This is a genomic window from Streptomyces sp. B1I3 (genome assembly GCF_030816615.1).
Taxonomy (GTDB): Bacteria; Actinomycetota; Actinomycetes; order Streptomycetales; family Streptomycetaceae; genus Streptomyces.
The window spans coordinates 2,791,728-2,810,872 of the sequence record NZ_JAUSYD010000001.1 but is presented as its reverse complement, the minus strand read 5'-3'; the positions used below and the strand labels follow the sequence as shown (position 1 = coordinate 2,810,872).

Genomic DNA, 19,145 nt, shown 5'->3' with positions numbered 1-19,145 from the left:
CCTCGCTCGGCTCGGGGCCGGCGGGAGCGGGGCAGCCGACAGGGCGGTGCCCGGGGAACGGACAGCACTCCGCACGGCGTCCACCGGCCCTCCGCGGGGCCCGGACGTCTCGGCGTCCGGATCGGTCGAACCGGACGCACCGTCGGCAGGTCTTCGGACTTCCGGGTGCGCGGGGGCACGCCGGTCACACCGTTGCGGGACAGTTCCGGATTCGCACCGGATTCCCCTGCGGCGACAGCGAGCACGAGCATACATGTGGGGGCCGCCTGCTGAGGCAGCCCCCACATGTTGTGTCGTGACGGGTCAGAGCTCCAGACGGAACGTCAGCAGCGAAGGACCCGGCAGTGGCTCCCGGTTCCGTTCCGGAGCCCGTGCGAAGCCGAGGCGCGGCAGTCCGCCGCAACCGGCGTGTGCGGCGTACCTGCTTTTCCGGGCGTCCTGGCCCGGGTGGGGCGCGCCCGGCGGCCGTGGCCCGGGGTGGCGAAGGGCCCGGAAACGCCTGAGCCGCCACGCCCCGGTGCGGTGGGGCGTGGCGGCTCGGGCAGGCGGGGTGTCAGTGACCCGCGGGGGAGCCCACCGTGGCCGGCGGGAGCTCCGCCTGCACGCCCGGGTCGCCCACATCCGCGGTGTAGTCGGACGGGGAGGTCTCGTCCACACCGGCCGGTGCCTTCACGGCGTTCAGCACGAACGTGAGGACGACGACCACGATCACGTTGAGCACGAACGCGGTGAGGCCGATGTAACCGATCTCGCCGATACCCGGGATCTCCTTCGAGGATCCGCCGAAGTGCTTCTGCGTCGGGCTGGCCACCCCGTACGCGGCCACCGTGCCGTAGATCATGCCGACCGCCCAGCCCGCGATCAGGGCCCAGCGGTGGAACCAGCGGGTGAACAGGCCGCCGACCAGGGCCGGCATCGTCTGGAGGATCCAGATACCGCCCAGCAGCTGGAAGTTGATGGCGACCGTCTTGTCCATGGTGAGGACGAAGGCGAGCGCACCCACCTTGACCAGGAGCGACACCAGCTTGGAGACCTTGGTCTCCTGCGCGGGTGTCGCGTCCGGCTTGATGAAGTCCTTGTAGATGTTGCGGGTGAACAGGTTCGCCGCGGCGATCGACATGATCGCGGCAGGCACCAGGGCTCCGATGCCGATGGCGGCGAAGGCCACCCCCGCGAACCAGTCGGGGAACATGTCCTCGAACAGCTGCGGGATGGCGAGCTGGCCGTTGTCCACCTTGATCCCGGCCGCGATCGCCATGAATCCGAGCAGCGCCAGCAGACCCAGCATCAGCGAGTACAGCGGCAGGATCGTGGTGTTGCGCCGGATGACCTCGCGGCTGCGGCTGGAGAGCGTCGCCGTGATCGAGTGGGGGTACATGAAGAGCGCGAGTGCGGAGCCCAGGGCGAGTGTGGCGTAACCCCACTGCCCCATCTCGCCCGGGACGATGGCGCCGCGTGGCTTGCCCGTGGCCTCACTCGTCTGCGAGAACGCCTCTCCCGCCTTGGCGAATATGTCGTCGAAGCCGCCGAGCTTGATCGGGATGTAGATGATCGCCACCGCGATGACCAGATAGATCAGGCCGTCCTTGACGAAGGCGATGAGCGCGGGTGCGCGCAGCCCCGACGAGTAGGTGTAAGCGGCGAGGACGGCGAACGCGATGAGGAGCGGCAGGTCCTTGACGAACCAGTGCGTGTTCTCACCGCCGCCGACGCCCATGACGTCGAGCACGGCCTGGATGCCGACCAGTTGCAGCGCGATGTACGGCATCGTGGCGAGGATGCCGGTGAGGGCGATCGCCAGCGACAGCCCCTTCGAGCCGAACCGGCCGCGGACGAAGTCCGAGGTGGTCACGTAGCCGTGCTTGTGCGAGACGGACCAGAGCCGCGGCAGGAAGGTGAAGATCAGCGGGTAGATGAGGATGGTGTACGGGACGGCGAAGAAGCCCGCCGCTCCGGCCGCGTAGATAGCCGCGGGCACGGCGACGAACGTGTACGCGGTGTAGAGGTCGCCGCCGAGCAGGAACCAGGTGACCCAGGTGCCGAACGACCGTCCGCCCAGGCCCCACTCGTCGAGGGTGGCCTCGGTCTCGGCCTTGCGCCAGCGCGCGGCCATGAAGCCGACGACCGTGACGGCCAGGAAGAAGAAGATGAACACGGCGAGAGCGACGCCGTTCACGCCGTCCTTCATGCTGACGCACCCCCCTTGCGGGAGCGCTGGTCACGCTGCCACAGCTTGTACGCGATCATGGTGAGTGCGGTCGAGATGAGCACCCAGAGCATCTGGTACCAGTAGAAGAACGGAATGCCGATGAAGGTCGGTTCGACCTTCGCGTACGAACTCACCCAGAGCATCGCCACGAACGGCGCGATCAGGCAGAGCGCGATGACCACCCTCGCGGGTGTCACGGTCGGTGGCTTCGTATCGGTATCTTCTGACATATGGCGACTCCGTCCCCTCGCTGATCACCTGTTGTAATGCGCAGGAAATCTAGGCGAGGGTTCCGGCCATCGTCACCCCCTGTCCGCATTGCGGTCCTGCAACGGTCCGATGTCGCCCGAAATGACTGATCCCCCCGCGCTCGCGGGGGGATCAGTCACTTCGCGGGCCGAACGCTCAGTCGGTGGGCCGCTTCAGGCGTGCCACGAACTTGTAGCGGTCGCCCCGGTACACCGAGCGCACCCATTCGACCGGTTCGCCGTGTCCGTCGATGGAGTGACGGGACAACATGAGCATCGGCAGGCCCACGTCCGTGCCGAGCAGCCCCGCCTCGCGCGGGGTGGCCAGCGAGGTCTCGATGGTCTCCTCGGCCTCGGCGAGCCGGACGTCGTACACCTCGGCCAGAGCGGTGTAGAGCGAGGTGTACTTCACCAGCGATCGGCGCAGCGCGGGGAAGCGTTTGGCCGAAAGATGGGTGGTCTCGATGGCCATGGGCTCACCGCTGGCGAGGCGCAGCCGCTCGATCCGCAGTACTCTGCCGCCCGCCGTGATGTCCAGCAGGCCGGCGAGCGTGTCGTCCGCGGTGACGTATCCGATGTCCAGCAACTGAGATGTGGGTTCCAGTCCCTGGGCGCGCATGTCCTCGGTGTACGAGGTGAGTTGCAGGGCCTGGGAGACCTTCGGCTTGGCGACGAAGGTGCCCTTGCCCTGGATGCGTTCCAGCCGGCCCTCGACCACCAGTTCCTGGAGGGCCTGGCGCACGGTGGTGCGCGAGGTGTCGAACTCGGCGGCCAGGGTGCGTTCGGGCGGCACCGGAGTGCCGGGCGGCATGGTTCCCGTCATGTCCAGGAGGTGGCGCTTGAGCCGGTAGTACTTGGGGACGCGTGCCGTACGCGCACCCGCGCCCGCACCGGTCTCGCTCGTACTGCTGCCCCCGTCGGCACCCATGGCCCGCCTTCCCGACTGCTGCGTTGCTGCCGTCACCGGCTCCTCCGTCTGTAGCGGCTCACATGGTGGCACGGTCCGGTCACGGGTCGTCGCCCTCCCTTAGGTGTCGGTCCTATAACGGACGCGAGTGCACTTCTTATACACCCTTGACACCCCTAAAGGTCTAGGCCAAGCTCCCGGTACTGGTCTAAACCATTAAAGACCAGGTCCCAGCCCCACAGGCAGTACCAGGCGTACGTCTTCGCGGTGGGCGGGGGGTTGCTGGTTCCCTGAGGAGGGTGTGGCATGAAGCGCAAGCTCATAGCGGCGGTAGGCGTCGCGGCGATGATGTCCGGTATCGCGGCGTGTGGTGGGGACAGCAATGACAACGCTTCGAAGGACCCGAAGGACCGCACCGAGAGCCTGACGGTCTGGCTCATGGTCGACGCGCAGAGCACGTGGCCGGAACTGGTCAAGGACGTCAACGCGCAGTTCAACAAGAAGTACCCGAAGGTCAAGGTCAACGTCCAGTACCAGCAGTGGGCGGACAAGGCCAAGAAGCTCGACACGGCCCTCGGCGGCGACAAGTTCCCGGATGTCGTCGAACTCGGCAACACCGAAACGATGCAGTACATCCTCAACGGCGCCCTCGCTGAGATCGATCCCAAGAAGTATGACAACTCGGACACCTGGATCAAGGGTCTGAAGGACACCTGCACGTTCGAGGGCAAGCAGTTCTGCGTGCCTTACTACGCGGGTGCCCGTGTCGCGATCTACAACAAGGACATGCTCAAGAAGGGCACCGGCAGCGACGCCCTGCCGCAGACCGAGGACGAGATGCTCGCGGCTCTCGACAAGGTCTCGGCCGAGTACGGCAAGAAGGACAAGCGCTTCTCGTCGCTCTACCTGCCGGGTCGTTACTGGTACGCGGCCATGTCCTACGTCGCGGGCTACGGCGGCTCCATCGCCGAGTACGACGAGGGTGCGAAGGAGTGGAAGGGCAACCTCTCCGCCCCCGAGTCCCAGAAGGGCATCGAGCACTTCGTCAACCTGGTCAAGAAGTACAACAAGGCCGACCAGACCAAGGACGAGCAGGACCACGCCAACGTCATGGCCAACGAGAAGGCGGCCCTGATCTACGGCAACGGCTGGGAGGCCGGCTCCGTCGTCGACGGTGCCAACAACGGCAACCCGAAGCTCGAGGGCAAGATCGGCACGGCCGGCATGCCCGGCCCCAACGGCAAGGCCCTGCCGTCCTTCATCGGCGGTTCGGACCTCGCGGTGACCGCGAAGTCGGAGGTCACCGACCTGGGTGAGGAGTGGGTCTCCCTCTTCACCAGTGAGAAGTCGCAGGACGTCCTCACCGCCAAGAACATCCTCCCGAACAACGAGAAGCAGCTCGAGCCGCTGAAGTCGAAGCCCGAGACGGCGGCCGTCGCCAACGCGGTGCCGGACGCGTGGTTCACGCCGATCGCGCCGGGCTGGACCTCGATCGAGAAGGAGGAGGTCCTGGAGAACATGCTCCTGGAGATCCTCAAGGGTGCCTCGGTGGCCGACGCCGCCAAGAAGGCCGACCAGAAGATCGACGAGCTGATCAACAAGTAGCCCTGAGCCTTCGGCTCTCCAGGCGGGGGACCGGCGAACACCCGGGCCCCCGCCCCCTTTTCTTAGGTTGAGAACGCCGTGATTCCCGGGTGCAGACCCCCGGAATCCCGATGGAAGGTCAGTCACGTGGCTGCTGCCGACACCCAGGCCGCCGGGCCACCGGTACCCCCCGTACCGCGTGCCCCGGAGAAGACCGGGACCTCGCCCTCCTCGCCCTCCGAGCAGGACGCCGCCGGGCCACGCCTCAAGAAGCGGCGGAAGAAGGGGGAGCTCCTCCCCTACTTCCTGATCCTGCCGGCGATCCTGGCGATCGCCGCCGTCTACGTCTACCCGCTGGTCAAGACCGTGATCATGTCCTTCCAGGACCTGGGGCGGGCAGCACTCTGGGGCAACGGCGAAACCCCGTGGGTCGGCTTCGAGCAGTTCACCAACATCCTCGGCGACCCGGAGTTCTGGTCGGTCACCGGGCGCACGGTCGTCTTCATGACCATCTGCGTGGTGCTGACCATGGGCCTCGGCCTGCTGATCGCCCTCATGATGCTGCGGCTGTCCACCTGGGTGCGGCTCACCCTCACGGTGGCGCTCATCGCCGCCTGGTCCATGCCGCTCATGGTCGCCGCGTCGGTCTTCCGCTGGCTCGCCGACTCCGACTACGGCCTGATCAACACACTGCTCGCCGACATCACCGGCAACGAGGACCGGTGGCTCGGGCACAACTGGTTCCTGAACCCCTGGCAGGGCTTCGGCATCATCACGCTCCTGGTCGTCTGGGGCGCCATCCCCTTCGTCGTGATCACGATGTACGCGGCCCTCACCCAGGTCCCCAAGGAGCTGGAGGAGGCGGCGGCCCTCGACGGAGCCTCCGCCCTCGGCGTCTACCGCTACGTGACCTGGCCGGTCATCAAGCCGGTCTTCACCATGGTCGCCACGCTCTCGGTCATCTGGGACTTCAACGTCTTCGGCCAGATCTGGCTGCTGCGCGGCAACAAGCCCGAGCCCGACTACGAGACCCTCGGCCTCTACTCCTTCTCCAAGGCGTTCGAGTCCACCTCCTTCAGCCAGGGCAGCGCGATCGCCCTGATCACCGTGCTGATGCTCTCCGGTGTCGCCGTCTACTACCTGCGCCAGCTGATCAAGACGGGAGAGGTCGAATGAGCGCCTCCACGCCCACGAACACCCCGGCCCAGGTCCTGCGGCCCGACCGCAGGAAGAACCGCCTCGGATACAACATCCTGGCGCTGGTCACGGCCGCGATCATGGCCTTCCCGGTCTACTGGCTGATCGTCAGCTCACTGCGTCCCAACCACGAGATCCGGTCGTACGACCAGACCTTGTGGCCGTCCTCCCTCACCTTCGACAACTTCGCGCGCGCGGTGAAACAGGAGAACTTCGCCACGGCGATCGAGTCGAGCCTCATCGTCTCCGTCACGGCCGTCGTCGGCGGGATGATCATCGCGACCCTCGCCGCCCTCGCCATCGGGCGCTTCCGCTTCTTCGGGCGGAAGGCACTGATGATGGTCATGATCCTGGTCCAGATGCTGCCCCCGACCGCGATGCTGATCCCGATCTACCTCCAGCTCAACGCACTGGGGGGCATCGACGAGTACTGGGGGCTCATCGTCGTCTACCTGGTGTCCACGCTGCCCTTCGCGACCATCATGATCCGCGGCTTCGTGATCAACATTCCGGTGGAGCTCGAGGAGTCCGCGATGGTGGACGGCTGCACCCGCATGGGGGCCTTCCGCCGGGTCATCTTCCCGCTGCTGGCGCCCGGGCTCGCGGCCGCCTCCATCTTCGCGCTGGTCAACGCGTGGAACGAGTACCTCTTCGCCTACATCCTGATCAACGACAACTCCAAGTACACGCTCAACGTATGGCTGATGACCTTCACGACGGAACGCGGTACGGACTACGGCGCCCTGATGGCGGCCTCCACGCTCATCTCCATCCCGGTCGTCATCTTCTTCATGATCATCCAGGGGAAGATGGCCACGGGACTCACCTCCGGCGCCGTGAAGGGATGACACGCCCCATGACCACGCTCGTATCCACCACGGACACCGTCACGCGTGACGCCCTCGCCGTCCTCCAGCCCGGCTTCACCGGGACGACCGCCCCGGACTGGCTGCTGCGCCGGGTCGGCGAAGGACTGGCCTCCGTCGGGCTGTTCGGCCGGAACATCCACTCGCCCGAGCAACTCGCCGCGCTCACCGCGCGCCTGAGGGCCGAGCGCGACGACGTCCTCGTCGCGATCGACGAGGAGGGCGGTGACGTCACCCGGCTCGAGGTCCGGGACGGCTCCTCCTTCCCCGGCAACCTCGCCCTCGGCTCCGTCGACGACGTGGACCTGACCCGGTCCGTCGCCCGGGAGCTCGGCCGCCGGCTGGCCGAGTGCGGGGTCAACCTCAACTGGGCGCCGTCCGCCGACGTCAACTCCAACCCCGGCAACCCGGTCATCGGCGTGCGCTCCTTCGGCTCGGCCCCGGATCTCGTCGCCCGGCACACCGCCGCGTACGTCGAGGGCCTGCAGGCATCCGGTGTGGCGGCCTGCACCAAGCACTTCCCGGGCCACGGTGACACCGCCGTCGACTCGCACCTCGCGCTGCCGAGCATCGACGTGGATCTGGACACCCTGCACGCCCGTGAACTGGTGCCCTTCCGAGCGGCCATCGCAGCGGGTTCCAAATCCGTGATGAGTGCACATATTCTGCTTCCTGCGCTCGACCCCGCCCGGCCCGCGACGCTGAGCCCCCAGATCCTCACCGGCCTGCTGCGTCAGGAACTGGGGTACGAGGGACTGATCGTCACCGACGGCATGGAGATGGACGCCATCGCCGGTACGTACGGGATCGAGCGCGGCTCCGTCCTCGCCATCGCCGCGGGCGCCGACGCCATCTGTGTCGGCGGCGGACTCGCGGACGAGGACACCGTGCTGCGGCTGCGCGACGCACTGGTCACCGCGGTACGGGCCGGTGAACTGTCCGAGGAGCGGCTGGCCGACGCCGCCGCCCGGGTACGGGCCCTCGCGTCCTGGACGCGTGGGGTCAGGGGGGCTGTTTCGGAGCCGGGCGCGGCAGTGCAGGAGGGGACCGCGCCCGGCACCGGAGTCAGTACGGACATCGGACTCGCCGCCGCCCGTCGCGCCGTGCGGGTGACCGGCGCGACCGAGCCCCCGGCCGAGCCGGTGTACGTCGCCGCGTTCACCCCCGTCGCGAACATCGCGGTGGGCGCCGAGACCCCGTGGGGTGTGGCGGCCGAGCTCTCGCGGATCCTGCCGGGCACCGTGACCGACACGTACGGCTCCGCAGCCGTGGACGAGGTGCTGCGCGCGGCGGGGGAGCGGCGGATCGTCGCGGTCGTCCGCGACGAGCACCGCCACGCGTGGATGGGTGAGGCGCTGGACGGGCTGCTGGCGGCACGCCCCGACACGATCGTGGTCGAGATGGGGCTGCCCGAGGCGCAGGCCAGGGGAGCGCTGCATGTCGCCACGTACGGCGCTGCCCGGGTCTGCGGGATCGCGGCGGCCGAGGTCGTCACCGGGACGCCGAAGGTGTAGCAGCGCGGACGGTACGACGCGAGGGCCGGGCACCCGTGGTGGGTGCCCGGCCCTCGCGCGTGCGGAGCGGGGTCCTGGGTCCGGATCAGGCCGGTGAGGCCGGGTCGGGGTGCGGTGCCCGGAGCCGCGAGCCCGGCGTGATCCGGACGGGAGGAGTCAGATGCCCTGCCAGCGCGGCTTCGCCGCGTACGTGGCGCGGAAGTAGTCCGCCAGCTTCAGCTTGGACGCCGCCGCCTCGTCGACCACCACGGTGGCGTGCGGGTGCAGCTGAAGTGCCGATGCCGGGACGACGGAGGCGACCGGCCCCTCGACCGTCTGGGCCACCGCGTCGGCCTTGCCCTCGCCCGTGGCCAGCAGTACCGGGTGGCGTGACTCGAGGATCGTGCCGATGCCCTGGGTGATGACGTGGCGTGGCACCTGGTCGATGTCGTCGTCGAAGAAGCGGGCGTTGTCGACCCTGGTCTGCTCGGTCAGCGTCTTGATCCGGGTCCGGGAGGCCAGCGAGGAGCACGGCTCGTTGAAGCCGATGTGCCCGTCGGTGCCGATGCCGAGCAGCTGCAGATCCACACCGCCCGCCTCGGCGAGAGCCTTGTCGTAGGCCTCGCAGGCCGCCTGCACGTCCTCGGCGCTGCCGTCCGGGCCCATGAAGGAGGTCTCCGGCAGGCCGAGCGGTGCGACGACCTCCCTCAGGACGACCGAGCGGTAGGACTCGGGGTGGCCGGCGGGCAGTCCGACGTACTCGTCGAGCTGGCAGATGCGCGCGCGGGAGGCGTCCACCGCACCGGAGCGGACCTTCGCCTCGAGAGCGCGGTAGATGGGCAGCGGGGTCGAGCCGGTGGCAACGCCGAGCAGGGCGTCGGGCTTGCGGCTCAGCAGGGCCGCGATGGCCTCCGCGATGAGTTCGCCGCCTGCCGCGGCGTCCGGGACGATGACAACTTCCACGCTGTGCCTGCCGATCTGGAGAATGGCGTCATGTGGTATAGACCAATCGAGAGGCCAATCTAGCAGAACGGGCGGGCGTGGAGGCGAACCGGTCGTACGAATGCCGCTCGCTGTCGCCCCGTCGGCGGACGCGGGGTCCGCGGGCTCGCAGGCGCCGGGCGGACGCGGAATCCGCGGGCTCGCAGGCGCCGGGCGGGCGTGGAATGCGAAGGCTCGCAGGCGCCGGGCGGGCGTGGGGTCCGGCGCGGCGGGATGGCTGCGGGGCGGGCCGAGTCCGGGGCGCGTCCGGCCCCGTGAACACCCGCGGGCCGCGGCGCCGGGACGGGACCCTCAGCCCGTCCGGCACCGCAGCCCGGAGCTGCCTGGCCGGCGGTGTGCGGTGCCTCCGGCCACTGGAGGTACCGGCGCAGTCAGGGCAGAGAGCGCCGGTCACCTCGGTCCGCTCTCCTGTGCGGGGAGAGCGGAGGTCGTCGTGTGCACGATAACCGCACACACGCTGCATTGTGGACTAGACCAATAGTCCGTGTCCATCCGTCCCGTGGACGGACACGGCCGTCTTTCCCTGGGGAGTCCGTCCCCCACAGTGTCACGCATCCGAGGGCGGATCGGTTCGGAACGTGTTCGTTTCCACAGGTACGCTCGCACCTGTGCCCTCCATGAACGACCTCGTCCGCCAGCACACAGCCCTGAGTGACACCGACCTCGAGTGGCTCCATCTGCTGGTCTCGGAGTGGCAGCTGCTCTCCGACCTGTCCTTCGCCGACCTCGTCCTGTGGGTGCCCACCCGCGACGGGACCCGCTACGTGTCCGTGGCGCAGATGCGGCCCAACACCGGCCCCACCTCCTACCAGGACGACATGGTCGGCCATCTGGTGCCGCGCGGGCGCCGGCCGCTGCTGGACGCCGCCCTGGACGAGGGCCGCATCGTGCGGGAGGGGGATCCGGAATGGCGCGAGGAGGTGCCCGTACGGGTCGAGTCGATCCCCGTACGCCGTGAGGGCCGGATCCTCGGTGTCATCGCCCGCAACACCAACCTCCTCACCGTGCGTACGCCCTCCCGGCTCGAACTCACCTACCTCCAGTCCGCCTCCGACCTGGCACAGATGATCGCCGCCGGATCCTTCCCGTTCCCCGGCCAGCAGGTGGACATGGACGCGTCGCCGCGCGTGGGTGACGGGCTCATCCGGCTCGACGCCGACGGTGTCGTCCAGTACGCCAGCCCCAACGGTCTCTCCGCCTACCACCGGCTCGGCCTGGCCTCGGATCTCGTCGGCCACCACCTCGGTGCGACGACCGCCGAACTCGCGCCGTCACGCGGTCCGGTGGACGAGGCCCTGGTGAAGGTGGCGAGCGGGTACGCGCCCCGGGAGTTCGAGGTGGAGGGCGCCGGCGGGGTGATCCAGCTGCGGGCCATTCCCCTCAAGCCCAAGGGTGTCCGCATCGGTTCGCTCGTACTGCTCCGCGACGTCACGGAACTCCGCCGCCGGGAGCGGGAGTTGATCACCAAGGACGCGACCATCCGCGAGATCCACCACCGGGTGAAGAACAACCTGCAGACCGTGGCAGCCCTGTTGCGCCTCCAGGCCCGCCGGATGGATTCGCCGCAGGGCCGCGAGGCGCTCAACGAGGCGGTACGGCGCGTCGGTTCGATCGCGATCGTCCACGAGACGCTGTCCCAGAATCTGGACGAGCGCGTCGAGTTCGACGAGATCGCGGACCGCGTGATCGCGATGGTCGCCGAGATCTCGCCCGGGAAGGTCACCTGCCGCCGCACCGGCCGCTTCGGGATCCTCGACGCGGAAGTGGCCACTCCGCTCTCCATGGTGCTCACCGAGGTGCTGCAGAACGCACTGGAGCACGCCTTCACCGTTGCCGAGCGCGGCACGGTGGAGGTGTCCGCGGTCCGCGGCGGCTCGCCGGCCGAGGGCCGGCTGCTGATCACCGTCGCGGACGACGGGCGCGGTCTGCCCGAAGGATTCGATCCGCAGCGGGCCGGCAATCTCGGCCTGCAGATCGTGCGGACCCTGGTCGAGGGCGAACTGGGCGGTACGTTCGGCATGGTCCCGGGTCCCGAGCGCGGTACCCAGGTCGTGCTGGACATCCCGGTCAGCAACAACGCCGCGTAGCGGCAGCCGGTACAGCAGTGGGCCCGGACCGTGGTGACGGTCCGGGCCCACTGCGTGGTGCTCACGGTGCGATGCGCTTCGGGGGTACTGCGCGCTGCGACTCGAAGGCGGGGCTGTGCGTACGCTCTGTACGCGCCGCCTGGCTGAGGCTCGTGGTGCGGGGGGCGTCGGTCAGGCGCTGGCGTTACGCGCCCGGTTGCGAGCGGCGCGGCGCTTCATTGCGCGGCGCTCGTCCTCGCTGAGGCCACCCCAGACGCCGGAGTCCTGGCCGGACTCGAGCGCCCACTGCAGGCACTGCTCCATGACGGGGCAGCGACGGCAGACGGCCTTGGCTTCCTCGATCTGCAGCAGCGCAGGACCGGTGTTGCCGATGGGGAAGAACAGCTCGGGGTCTTCCTCACGACAAACGGCGTTGTGACGCCAGTCCATGGCTGCTACCTCTCCTTGGTATTACGTACATACAGTGCTTGTGAATGTGAACGCTTTCACGAATCCCCCCGCAGACGAAGGTCCGACGCCCAGATGAACTGGTTGTGGTCCTGTTGTGGTGAGGAGGGGTTCTGGCTCTCAGTGGAGGCCGATGTTGCGGGCCGTCTCGATCGCCATGTAGAGATTCGCAAACCTCGGCGGCGGATACAACCCCTTCTGGAAAGTTTTTTTTGATTCCTCGGTGTCGACTAGGTCACAGCCGTACTTCTAAGGGGTGGGGGCCAGCCCAAACGTTCGAGTTAAAGGACTTTGGGGCCTTCCACTCACACAATCACACGCAGTGCACGGCGTACGCCTGTGAACGTCACGCTCGTACGCAGTCCCAAGTGGTCGCCGTCCATCTGGAAGGGCAGCGGCGCCTTCGAATGCAAGGTGAAGTCGGTGAGGTCGTGGAGGGAGACCGCGTGCTTGCCGTGCGGGCCCTTCTCGGGGCTCGAAGTGAGCAGCTGGGTGGCGTACCGGGTCACCGCAGGGGTGGACAGACGCTTCAGCCCGAGGATGTCCAGGGCGCTGTCGAACGACGCCTTCGGGGAGGCGTATATAGGACGATTCCCCAGGTAGGTCCAGGGGGCGGTGTTGCAGATTATCGACAGGGCGAGGTCGGTCACCGGCTCCTGGCCGGGGACCTCCAGGGTGATCAGGCCGTTGCGCCGGTGCGGCTCCCCGAGGAACTGCCGGACCACCTGACGCACATACAGCGCATGGGTTGAGCGTTTGCCCAGCTCGCGCTTCTGTTCGACCCGGCCGATCACGCCCGCGTCGAACCCGAGCCCCGCGCAGAAGGTGAACCAGCGTTGCGGGACGGCTTCGTCCGGCGTGCCCGGGGTGCCGGCTGCGAGACCGAGCCCCACCGTCCGCTCGCTCCGGGCGGCGAGGGCGTCCAGGATGGCGCCGGTCGCCTCGACGGCGTCGTTGGGGATCCCCAGGGCGCGCGCGAAGACATTCGTGGAGCCACCGGGGACGACGGCGAGGCTCGGCAGGCTGTCCACGTCGGGGCCTCTGTGCAGCAACCCGTTGACCACCTCGTTGACCGTGCCGTCGCCGCCGAGGGCGACCACCAGGTCGATGTCGTCGGCATCGGCGGCCCGTCGGCCCAGGTCCCGGGCGTGCCCCCGGTATTCCGTGGTCACGGCTTCGAGCTTCATCTCGCTCGCCAGGGCGTGGATGAGGACGTCACGCGTCCGCGCGCTGGTGGTGGTGGCAGCTGGGTTGACCACGAGGAGTGCGCGCATGCCCGCCAGAGTACCTACCGCGCGGTACCGGCCTGAAGTCCTGATCCTTTACGTCCACCGCACCTCACGCAGCGTGACCAACCCTGTCCGGCATGCCGGAGGGAGGACCCGGCTTCGCTTTCGGCGGGCCGGGATGCCAGTCTGAAAGGTGTGAGCACTCAGCAGAACACGCCCGCTTCGTCGCCCCCGGCCGGCCCGGAGAAGCCGGCCCGGATCACGGCCCTGGCCGGACTCACCGCACTCGAAGGCGCCGCGCTCGCCATCGGTGGTGTCTACATGCTGGTCATGGGGCTGCTCGGCCGGCCCGACAGCCCCCAGCAGGCCGAGATGGGCGGACTCACGCTGATCGCCCTCGGCCTGATCCCGCTCCTCGCGGCCCGCGGGCTCCTGCGCCGGCGCAGCTGGAGCCGGGGGCCCGCGCTGATCACGCAGATCATGGCCCTGCCCGTGGCCTGGACGCTGCTGCGGGCACAGGGCGCGCTGATCCCCGCGGGCATCGTCCTCGCCGCCGTCGCCGTGACGGCGCTCGTCCTGCTGTTCAACCCGGCGACCACGCGGGCGCTCGGCATCCGGGGGCCGTGGACGACCCCCGAGGCCTGAACTCCGCCGCCGGGTCCCTGCGGCCCTACTCCTCGACGAGGAGGCGCTCACGCAGCTGCGCGAGCGTACGGGCCAGGAGGCGGGAGACGTGCATCTGGGAGATGCCGACCTCCTGCGCGATCTGCGACTGGGTCATGTTGCCGAAGAAGCGCAGCAGCAGGATCCGCTTCTCGCGCGGCGGGAGGTCCTCCAGCAGGGGTTTGAGCGACTCGCGGTACTCGACGCCCTCCAGTGCCTCGTCCTCGGAGCCCAGGGTGTCCGCGACGGCGGGCGACTCGTCGTCCGTGTCGGGGACGTCGAGCGAGAGCGTGCTGTAGGCATTGGCCGATTCCAGGCCCTCCAGGACCTCTTCCTCGGAGATGCCCAGCCGCTCCGCCAGTTCGTGCACCGTCGGGGAGCGGCCGTGCTGCTGGGAGAGCTCGGCGGTGGCCGTGGTCAGCGACAGCCGAAGCTCCTGGAGGCGGCGAGGAACCCGCACCGCCCACCCCTTGTCGCGGAAGTGGCGCTTGATCTCACCGACGACCGTGGGTGTCGCGTACGTGGAGAACTCGACCCCGCGGTCCGGGTCGAACCGGTCGACCGACTTGATGAGCCCGATCGTGGCGACCTGGGTCAGGTCGTCCAGGGGCTCCCCGCGGTTACGGAACCGGCGGGCCAGGTGCTCCACGAGCGGCAGATGCATCCGCACCAGCCGGTTGCGCAACTCGGCCTTCTCCGCCGAGCCGTCGGGAAGCTCCCGCAGCTCTATGAAGAGGGCCCGCGCCCCGCTGCGGTCATGTGGCTCGTGGTGCCCGTGCTCGCTCATCTGGCCCGCCCGCTCCGCCTGCGACTGCTCCACCGCGACCGTACGGCCTTGCGTCCCGTCCGCACCGTCCACCGGATGCGGCCGGGCCTGCTGCTCCGGGACGGCTGCTGGGCGCACCGCCCCGGACCGGATCGTCTCGTCCCGCACAGGACCGTCCCCGTTCCCGTCGCTCACGCCGGCCCGGGTCCCGCGCCGCGCTGCTTGTAGAGGCTGATGCTGACCGTACGGTCGTCGGCGACCGTCGATTCGACCTTGCCGGCCAGTGCGGAGAGCACCGTCCAGGCGAAGGTGTCCCGCTCGGGGGCGCGGCCGTCGGTCGTGGGTGCCGACACGGTCACTTCGAGGGAATCCTCCACGAGGCGGAAGACGCAACTGAGGACGGAACCCGGCACGGCCTGCTGGAGCAGGATCGCGCAGGCCTCGTCGACGGCGATGCGCAGGTCCTCGATCTCGTCGAGAGTGAAGTCCAAGCGCGCTGCGAGACCGGCCGTGGCCGTACGCAGCACCGACAGGTAGGCACCCGCAGCGGGCAGTCGGACCTCAACGAAGTCCTGGCTCCCGGGCTCGCCTGCGATCTGGGACACCCTCACCTCCAAGGTGGCACAAACTCGTTCGAGGCTCCGGGACGAGTGCCCGGGGCCATGCGGTCCGTCGTCGGTTCTGTGGTCCGGCGACGCTATCGCGACCCATGATGCCGTGTCGCGGAGAGCTCATCCCCGCTCGTCACTCATGGTAAGCACATATGTACGCACAGTGGCTAGAGGTCTGCGGCTGTCAATTGCGAAGAACCGGCGCCGGTTTGACGTACCCAGACGTCAGACGATCGAACCGTCCTCGAAGCACCAGCGCCAGGTCTCGCCGCGTTCGAAGCTTCGCATCAGCGGATGACCCGTCTCCCTGAAGTGTGCCGTGGCGTGCTTCAGGGGCGACGAATCGCAGCACCCGACGTGGCCGCAGGACAGGCAGAGCCGCAGCTGCACCGGGTGGCTGCCCGCCGCCAGGCACTCCAGGCAGGTCTCGCTGAGCGGGGCGGGTTCGGGGCGCGGCATTTCGAGAACATGCAGGCACTCACTCATGATGGCCACGTTACGTCGGATGCGAGGACGGTGAGATGGACGCATTGCCGCTGGTGGCCCTGGTCGCGGCCAGCGCCGCGGTCGCCGGTGCCGCGCGGCGCACGCCGGTGCCCGCGCCGCTGCTGCTGGTCGCCGTCGGCCTGCTGGCCTCGTACCTGCCGGGCGTGCCCACGTACACGCTGGACGCGCACATCGTGCTGCCCCTGCTGCTGCCGCCGCTGCTCCACACCGCCGCGGTCGACAGCTCCTACCTCGACCTGCGGGCCAATCTGCGGCCGGTCGCGCTGCTCTCGGTGGGGTACGTGCTGTTCGCGACCTTCGCCGTCGGCTGGCTGGCCTACCTGGTCGTGCCGGACCTGCCGCTGACCGCCGCGCTGGTGCTCGGGGCGGTGATCGCCCCGCCGGACGCCGTCACGGCCGCGGCGATCGCCCGCCGGGTCGGGCTGCCCGCACGGGTCACCACCATCCTCCAGGGCGAGTCCCTCGTGAACGACGCCACCGCGATCACCGCCTTCAAGGTGGCGCTCGCGGCAGCCGTCGGGGAGGGGATGAGCTGGGGCGCCGGAATCGGGGAGTTCCTGCTGGCCGCGGTCGGCGGCGTCGGCGTCGGCCTGGTGCTGATGGTGCCCCTGCACTGGCTGCGTACGCACCTCAGGGAAGCGCTGCTCCAGAACACCCTGTCCCTGCTGATCCCCTTCGTCGCCTACGCGGCGGCGGAGCGGGTGCATGCCTCCGGGGTGCTCGCCGTGGTCGTCGTCGCGCTCTACCTGGGACACCGCTCGTGGCAGGTCGACTTCGCGACCCGGCTCCAGGAGGCGGCCGTCTGGAAGATGGTCGCGTTCATCCTGGAGTCCGCGGTGTTCGCCCTCATCGGACTGCAGCTGCCCTTCGTGCTCAGAGGGCTCGGTACCTACGGTGTCACCCAGGCGTTCGGGTACGCGGTCGCCGTCTTCGTCGCCGTCGTCGTGGTGCGCTTCGTCTGGGTCTACCCGGCGACCTACCTGCCTCTGTGGCTCTCGCGCCGCATCAGGGAACGCGAGCCCGCGATGCCGTGGAGCTCGCCCCTGATCGTGGGGTGGGCCGGCATGCGGGGCGTCGTCTCGCTCGCCATCGCCTTCTCCATCCCCATGGTCACGCATGACGGGGAGGGATTCCCCGCCCGCAACCTGGTGCTGTTCCTGACCTTCACGACGGTGATCGGGACGCTGGTCGTCCAAGGACTCACGCTCCCCCTGCTGGTGCGCGTCCTGAAGCTCCCGGGGCGCGACGCGCAGGCCGAGACGCTGGCCGAGGCGCAGGCGCAGAGCGAGGCGTCCGCGGCCGCGGAGGCGCGGCTGGACCAGCTGCTGGCCGCACCGGGCAACACGCTGCCCGGACCGCTCGCGGACCGGTTGCGCACGGTGATGGAACGACGGCGCAACGCCGTCTGGGAACGGCTCGGCGCGGCCGACCCGCTCACGGGGGAGTCGGCGGACGACACCTACCGGCGGCTGGCCCGGGAGATGATCGACGCCGAACGCGAGGTCTTCGTCCGCCTCCGGGACGAGCGGCGCATCGACGACGAGATGCTGCGTGCCCTGCTGCGCAGGCTGGACCTGGAAGAGGCCGCGGCCTACCGGGAGTCGGACGGGGAGTAGAAGACTCCCGCCGCCGTGCTCAGGGCCGTCCGGTGACGACCGCGGTCACGGTGGATCCCGGGGCGAAGAACCCCTCGTCGAGGAGGCTCACCAGCGCGTACAGCAGTTTCGCGACGTAGAGCCGTTCGACGGCCAGGCCGTGGCGGTCCTCGAAGTCGTCGGCGAAGGCGTGCAGCTCCGGTGTCGTACGCGCGTAGCCGCCGAAGTGGAAGCGTTCGTCCAGGGTCCACCGTCCGGCGGGCGCCCCGAACGCCTCGCGCTGCAGGTCGCGCACCGCGTCCGCCAGGAAGCCGCCACGCAGGACCGGAACCCCGAGGGCGCGCTGGCCCGGTGCGAGGCCGGCCGCCAGCCCCGCCAGGGTGCCGCCCGTGCCGACGGCGACGGCGACGGTGCCCCCCTGCTCGCGCAACTCGTGGCCGAGCGCTGTGCAGCCCTGTGCGGCGAGGGCGTTGCTGCCGCCCTCCGGGACGACCAGACAGTCCCCGAAGAGGCGCAGCAGGCCGTCCAGGACCCCGGGAGATGTCTTCGAGCGGTACGTGGCGCGGTCGATGAAGTGCAGGCGCATGCCGTCGGCCGCGCAGCGGGCGAGTGAGGGGTTCAGCGGTCGGTGGGCCAGCTCGTCGCCGCGCACGACGCCCACGGTGGGGAAGCCGAGCAGGCGTCCGGCGGCGGCCGTGGCACGCAGATGGTTGGAGTAGGCCCCGCCGAAGGTCAGCACGGTCCGGCCGGAGGCGGCCCGCAGGTTGGGGGCGAGCTTGCGCCACTTGTTTCCCGGCAGGTCCTGGTGGATCAGGTCGTCGCGCTTGAGCAGCAGGGTCACGCCGTGGCGCGCGAAACGCTCGTCCTCGGCCGGCTGCAGGGGCGACGGCAGGACCGGCTGCAGCCGGGAGAGGTCGGGCGCTTCGTGGTGCATGTGTTCCATTGTGGTCCGCCGGGGATGCCGGTGGACCTCCGAGGGACTACTTGAGGCGGTCGTGGATCCGGGTGCGCATGCCGTTCATCGAGAAGCCCCGCGGATCGACCTTGCCGGGCTGCCACTCCCGGTGCCCGATGACAGAGGGGGCGTCCCAGTGGTGGAACCGGCAGACCGCGGCCGCGGCCTTCTCGATGGCTTCGAGCTGGACGGCGGGCCAGGGATCGTCCCCGTCGCCGAGGTTCTCGCACTCGAACCCGTAGAAGTGCCTGTTCCCGTCGGTGTTGGCCTCGTTGTCCGACGGAAGGCGCTTCTCGCCGATGACGGCCCGCAGGACGTCGTCGTCGCCGAGTCCGGCGTGGTTGGCGCGGCCGTAGCCGACCAGGTGGACCCTGCCGTCCTTGGTGATCACGCCGTGGCACAGCGGGCCGGGGAGGCCTGCGTAACCGGCACGGCAGATGTCGACGGTGCGTGCGGCTCCCTTGGTGACGGTGTGATGGAGCATCACGCCGTGCACCGGCCCCCAGGGGCCCTTGTGGTTGCGGTTGTGGGTACGCCAGTCGCCCACCTGGACGACGGTGAGTCCTTCGTCCTTCAGGGCCTTGAGGAAGTTGCTCGCGGACATGGGAGAGGACATGGCCGACTCCTTCTGCGCGTGGGGGAGTGTGTCCTTACAGCGCTTGTACCGGAACGCGGCGCTCCGGGCTACCGGTTCGGACATGTTCGGGACATGTGTGACCCGATCCGGACATCTCGCGAGCGTTGTGAGGCCCTTGGGGCCTCGGGCTACGGGCTTCGGT

18 protein-coding genes and 1 riboswitch are annotated in these 19,145 nt (G+C 69.3%); of the genes, 7 read left to right on the top strand and 11 right to left on the bottom strand.

From position 1 onward, the window contains the following. Positions 1 to 126: 126 nt before the first annotated feature. Positions 127 to 258: riboswitch (cobalamin riboswitch) on the bottom strand. Positions 259 to 553: 295 nt separating this feature from the next. From mctP to QFZ58_RS12665, 3 genes are all read right to left on the bottom strand, one after another. Then, the gene (gene mctP, locus QFZ58_RS12675) at positions 554 to 2,188 is read right to left on the bottom strand and encodes a monocarboxylate uptake permease MctP (RefSeq protein WP_307125026.1); all 1,635 of its coding nucleotides are present in this window, start codon (positions 2,186 to 2,188) and stop codon (positions 554 to 556) included. Continuing rightward, positions 2,185 to 2,439: a DUF3311 domain-containing protein gene (locus QFZ58_RS12670; RefSeq protein WP_307125025.1), complete on the bottom strand. Its 255-nt coding sequence runs from the start codon at positions 2,437 to 2,439 to the stop codon at positions 2,185 to 2,187. Before QFZ58_RS12670 ends, mctP begins: the two co-directional genes overlap by 4 nt. Before the next feature lie 175 nt (positions 2,440 to 2,614). After that, on the bottom strand, positions 2,615 to 3,385 hold the full coding sequence (locus QFZ58_RS12665; protein ID WP_307128842.1) for a GntR family transcriptional regulator: 771 nt from the start codon (positions 3,383 to 3,385) through the stop codon (positions 2,615 to 2,617). A gap of 285 nt (positions 3,386 to 3,670) precedes the next feature. Here QFZ58_RS12665 and QFZ58_RS12660 point away from each other — a divergent pair, with 285 nt between their 5' ends. The 4 genes from QFZ58_RS12660 (at position 3,671) to QFZ58_RS12645 (ending at position 8,525) form a co-directional block, all read left to right on the top strand. After that, positions 3,671 to 4,969, top strand: coding sequence for a sugar ABC transporter substrate-binding protein (locus QFZ58_RS12660; RefSeq protein WP_307125024.1), 1,299 nt, complete (start codon positions 3,671 to 3,673; stop codon positions 4,967 to 4,969). A gap of 126 nt (positions 4,970 to 5,095) precedes the next feature. Then, positions 5,096 to 6,124, top strand: a complete 1,029-nt coding sequence (locus QFZ58_RS12655) for a carbohydrate ABC transporter permease (protein WP_307125023.1) — start codon at positions 5,096 to 5,098, stop codon at positions 6,122 to 6,124. Beyond that, positions 6,121 to 6,993 carry a carbohydrate ABC transporter permease gene (locus QFZ58_RS12650; protein WP_307125022.1) on the top strand — a complete coding sequence of 291 codons (873 nt, stop codon included), beginning with the start codon at positions 6,121 to 6,123 and terminating at the stop codon, positions 6,991 to 6,993. Before QFZ58_RS12655 ends, QFZ58_RS12650 begins: the two co-directional genes overlap by 4 nt. An 8-nt stretch (positions 6,994 to 7,001) precedes the next feature. Next, positions 7,002 to 8,525 carry a glycoside hydrolase family 3 protein gene (locus QFZ58_RS12645; RefSeq protein ID WP_307125021.1) on the top strand — a complete coding sequence of 508 codons (1,524 nt, stop codon included), beginning with the start codon at positions 7,002 to 7,004 and terminating at the stop codon, positions 8,523 to 8,525. A gap of 156 nt (positions 8,526 to 8,681) precedes the next feature. Here the strand turns inward: QFZ58_RS12645 and nagB are convergent, their stop codons facing one another. Beyond that, on the bottom strand, positions 8,682 to 9,467 hold the full coding sequence (nagB, locus tag QFZ58_RS12640) for a glucosamine-6-phosphate deaminase (protein ID WP_307125020.1): 786 nt from the start codon (positions 9,465 to 9,467) through the stop codon (positions 8,682 to 8,684). A gap of 656 nt (positions 9,468 to 10,123) precedes the next feature. On the opposite strand from nagB, the gene QFZ58_RS12635 reads away from it, so the two are divergent. Next, positions 10,124 to 11,593 (top strand): sensor histidine kinase, encoded by a 1,470-nt coding sequence (locus QFZ58_RS12635; protein ID WP_307128841.1) that lies wholly within the window; start codon positions 10,124 to 10,126, stop codon positions 11,591 to 11,593. A gap of 171 nt (positions 11,594 to 11,764) precedes the next feature. Here QFZ58_RS12635 and QFZ58_RS12630 read toward each other — a convergent pair whose 3' ends face one another. Next, positions 11,765 to 12,022, bottom strand: coding sequence for a WhiB family transcriptional regulator (locus tag QFZ58_RS12630; RefSeq protein WP_003953983.1), 258 nt, complete (start codon positions 12,020 to 12,022; stop codon positions 11,765 to 11,767). A gap of 323 nt (positions 12,023 to 12,345) precedes the next feature. Further along, complete coding sequence (locus QFZ58_RS12625) at positions 12,346 to 13,314, bottom strand: diacylglycerol kinase family protein (RefSeq protein WP_307125019.1); 969 nt, start codon at positions 13,312 to 13,314, stop codon at positions 12,346 to 12,348. Between the two features lie 222 nt (positions 13,315 to 13,536). Here QFZ58_RS12625 and QFZ58_RS12620 point away from each other — a divergent pair, with 222 nt between their 5' ends. Next, the gene (locus tag QFZ58_RS12620; protein ID WP_373428657.1) at positions 13,537 to 13,914 is read left to right on the top strand and encodes a hypothetical protein; all 378 of its coding nucleotides are present in this window, start codon (positions 13,537 to 13,539) and stop codon (positions 13,912 to 13,914) included. A gap of 25 nt (positions 13,915 to 13,939) precedes the next feature. On the opposite strand, the gene QFZ58_RS12615 is transcribed toward QFZ58_RS12620, so the two are convergent. The 3 genes from QFZ58_RS12615 to QFZ58_RS12605 form a co-directional block, all read right to left on the bottom strand. After that, positions 13,940 to 14,866 carry an RNA polymerase sigma factor SigF gene (locus tag QFZ58_RS12615; RefSeq protein ID WP_307128840.1) on the bottom strand — a complete coding sequence of 309 codons (927 nt, stop codon included), beginning with the start codon at positions 14,864 to 14,866 and terminating at the stop codon, positions 13,940 to 13,942. A 23-nt stretch (positions 14,867 to 14,889) separates the two neighbouring features. Continuing rightward, positions 14,890 to 15,303: an anti-sigma regulatory factor gene (locus QFZ58_RS12610; RefSeq protein ID WP_307125017.1), complete on the bottom strand. Its 414-nt coding sequence runs from the start codon at positions 15,301 to 15,303 to the stop codon at positions 14,890 to 14,892. A 231-nt stretch (positions 15,304 to 15,534) separates the two neighbouring features. Continuing rightward, positions 15,535 to 15,795 (bottom strand): UBP-type zinc finger domain-containing protein, encoded by a 261-nt coding sequence (locus QFZ58_RS12605; protein WP_307125016.1) that lies wholly within the window; start codon positions 15,793 to 15,795, stop codon positions 15,535 to 15,537. Between the two features lie 35 nt (positions 15,796 to 15,830). Here QFZ58_RS12605 and QFZ58_RS12600 point away from each other — a divergent pair, with 35 nt between their 5' ends. Continuing rightward, entirely contained in the window at positions 15,831 to 17,432 is a 1,602-nt protein-coding gene (locus QFZ58_RS12600; protein ID WP_307125015.1) for a Na+/H+ antiporter, read from the top strand. A 19-nt stretch (positions 17,433 to 17,451) separates the two neighbouring features. Here the strand turns inward: QFZ58_RS12600 and QFZ58_RS12595 are convergent, their stop codons facing one another. Both QFZ58_RS12595 and QFZ58_RS12590 read right to left on the bottom strand, forming a co-directional pair. Next, positions 17,452 to 18,345 carry a 1-aminocyclopropane-1-carboxylate deaminase/D-cysteine desulfhydrase gene (locus tag QFZ58_RS12595; RefSeq protein ID WP_307125014.1) on the bottom strand — a complete coding sequence of 298 codons (894 nt, stop codon included), beginning with the start codon at positions 18,343 to 18,345 and terminating at the stop codon, positions 17,452 to 17,454. 46 nt (positions 18,346 to 18,391) lie between these two features. Next, positions 18,392 to 18,982, bottom strand: coding sequence for an N-acetylmuramoyl-L-alanine amidase (locus QFZ58_RS12590; protein WP_307125013.1), 591 nt, complete (start codon positions 18,980 to 18,982; stop codon positions 18,392 to 18,394). Positions 18,983 to 19,145: the final 163 nt, after the last annotated feature.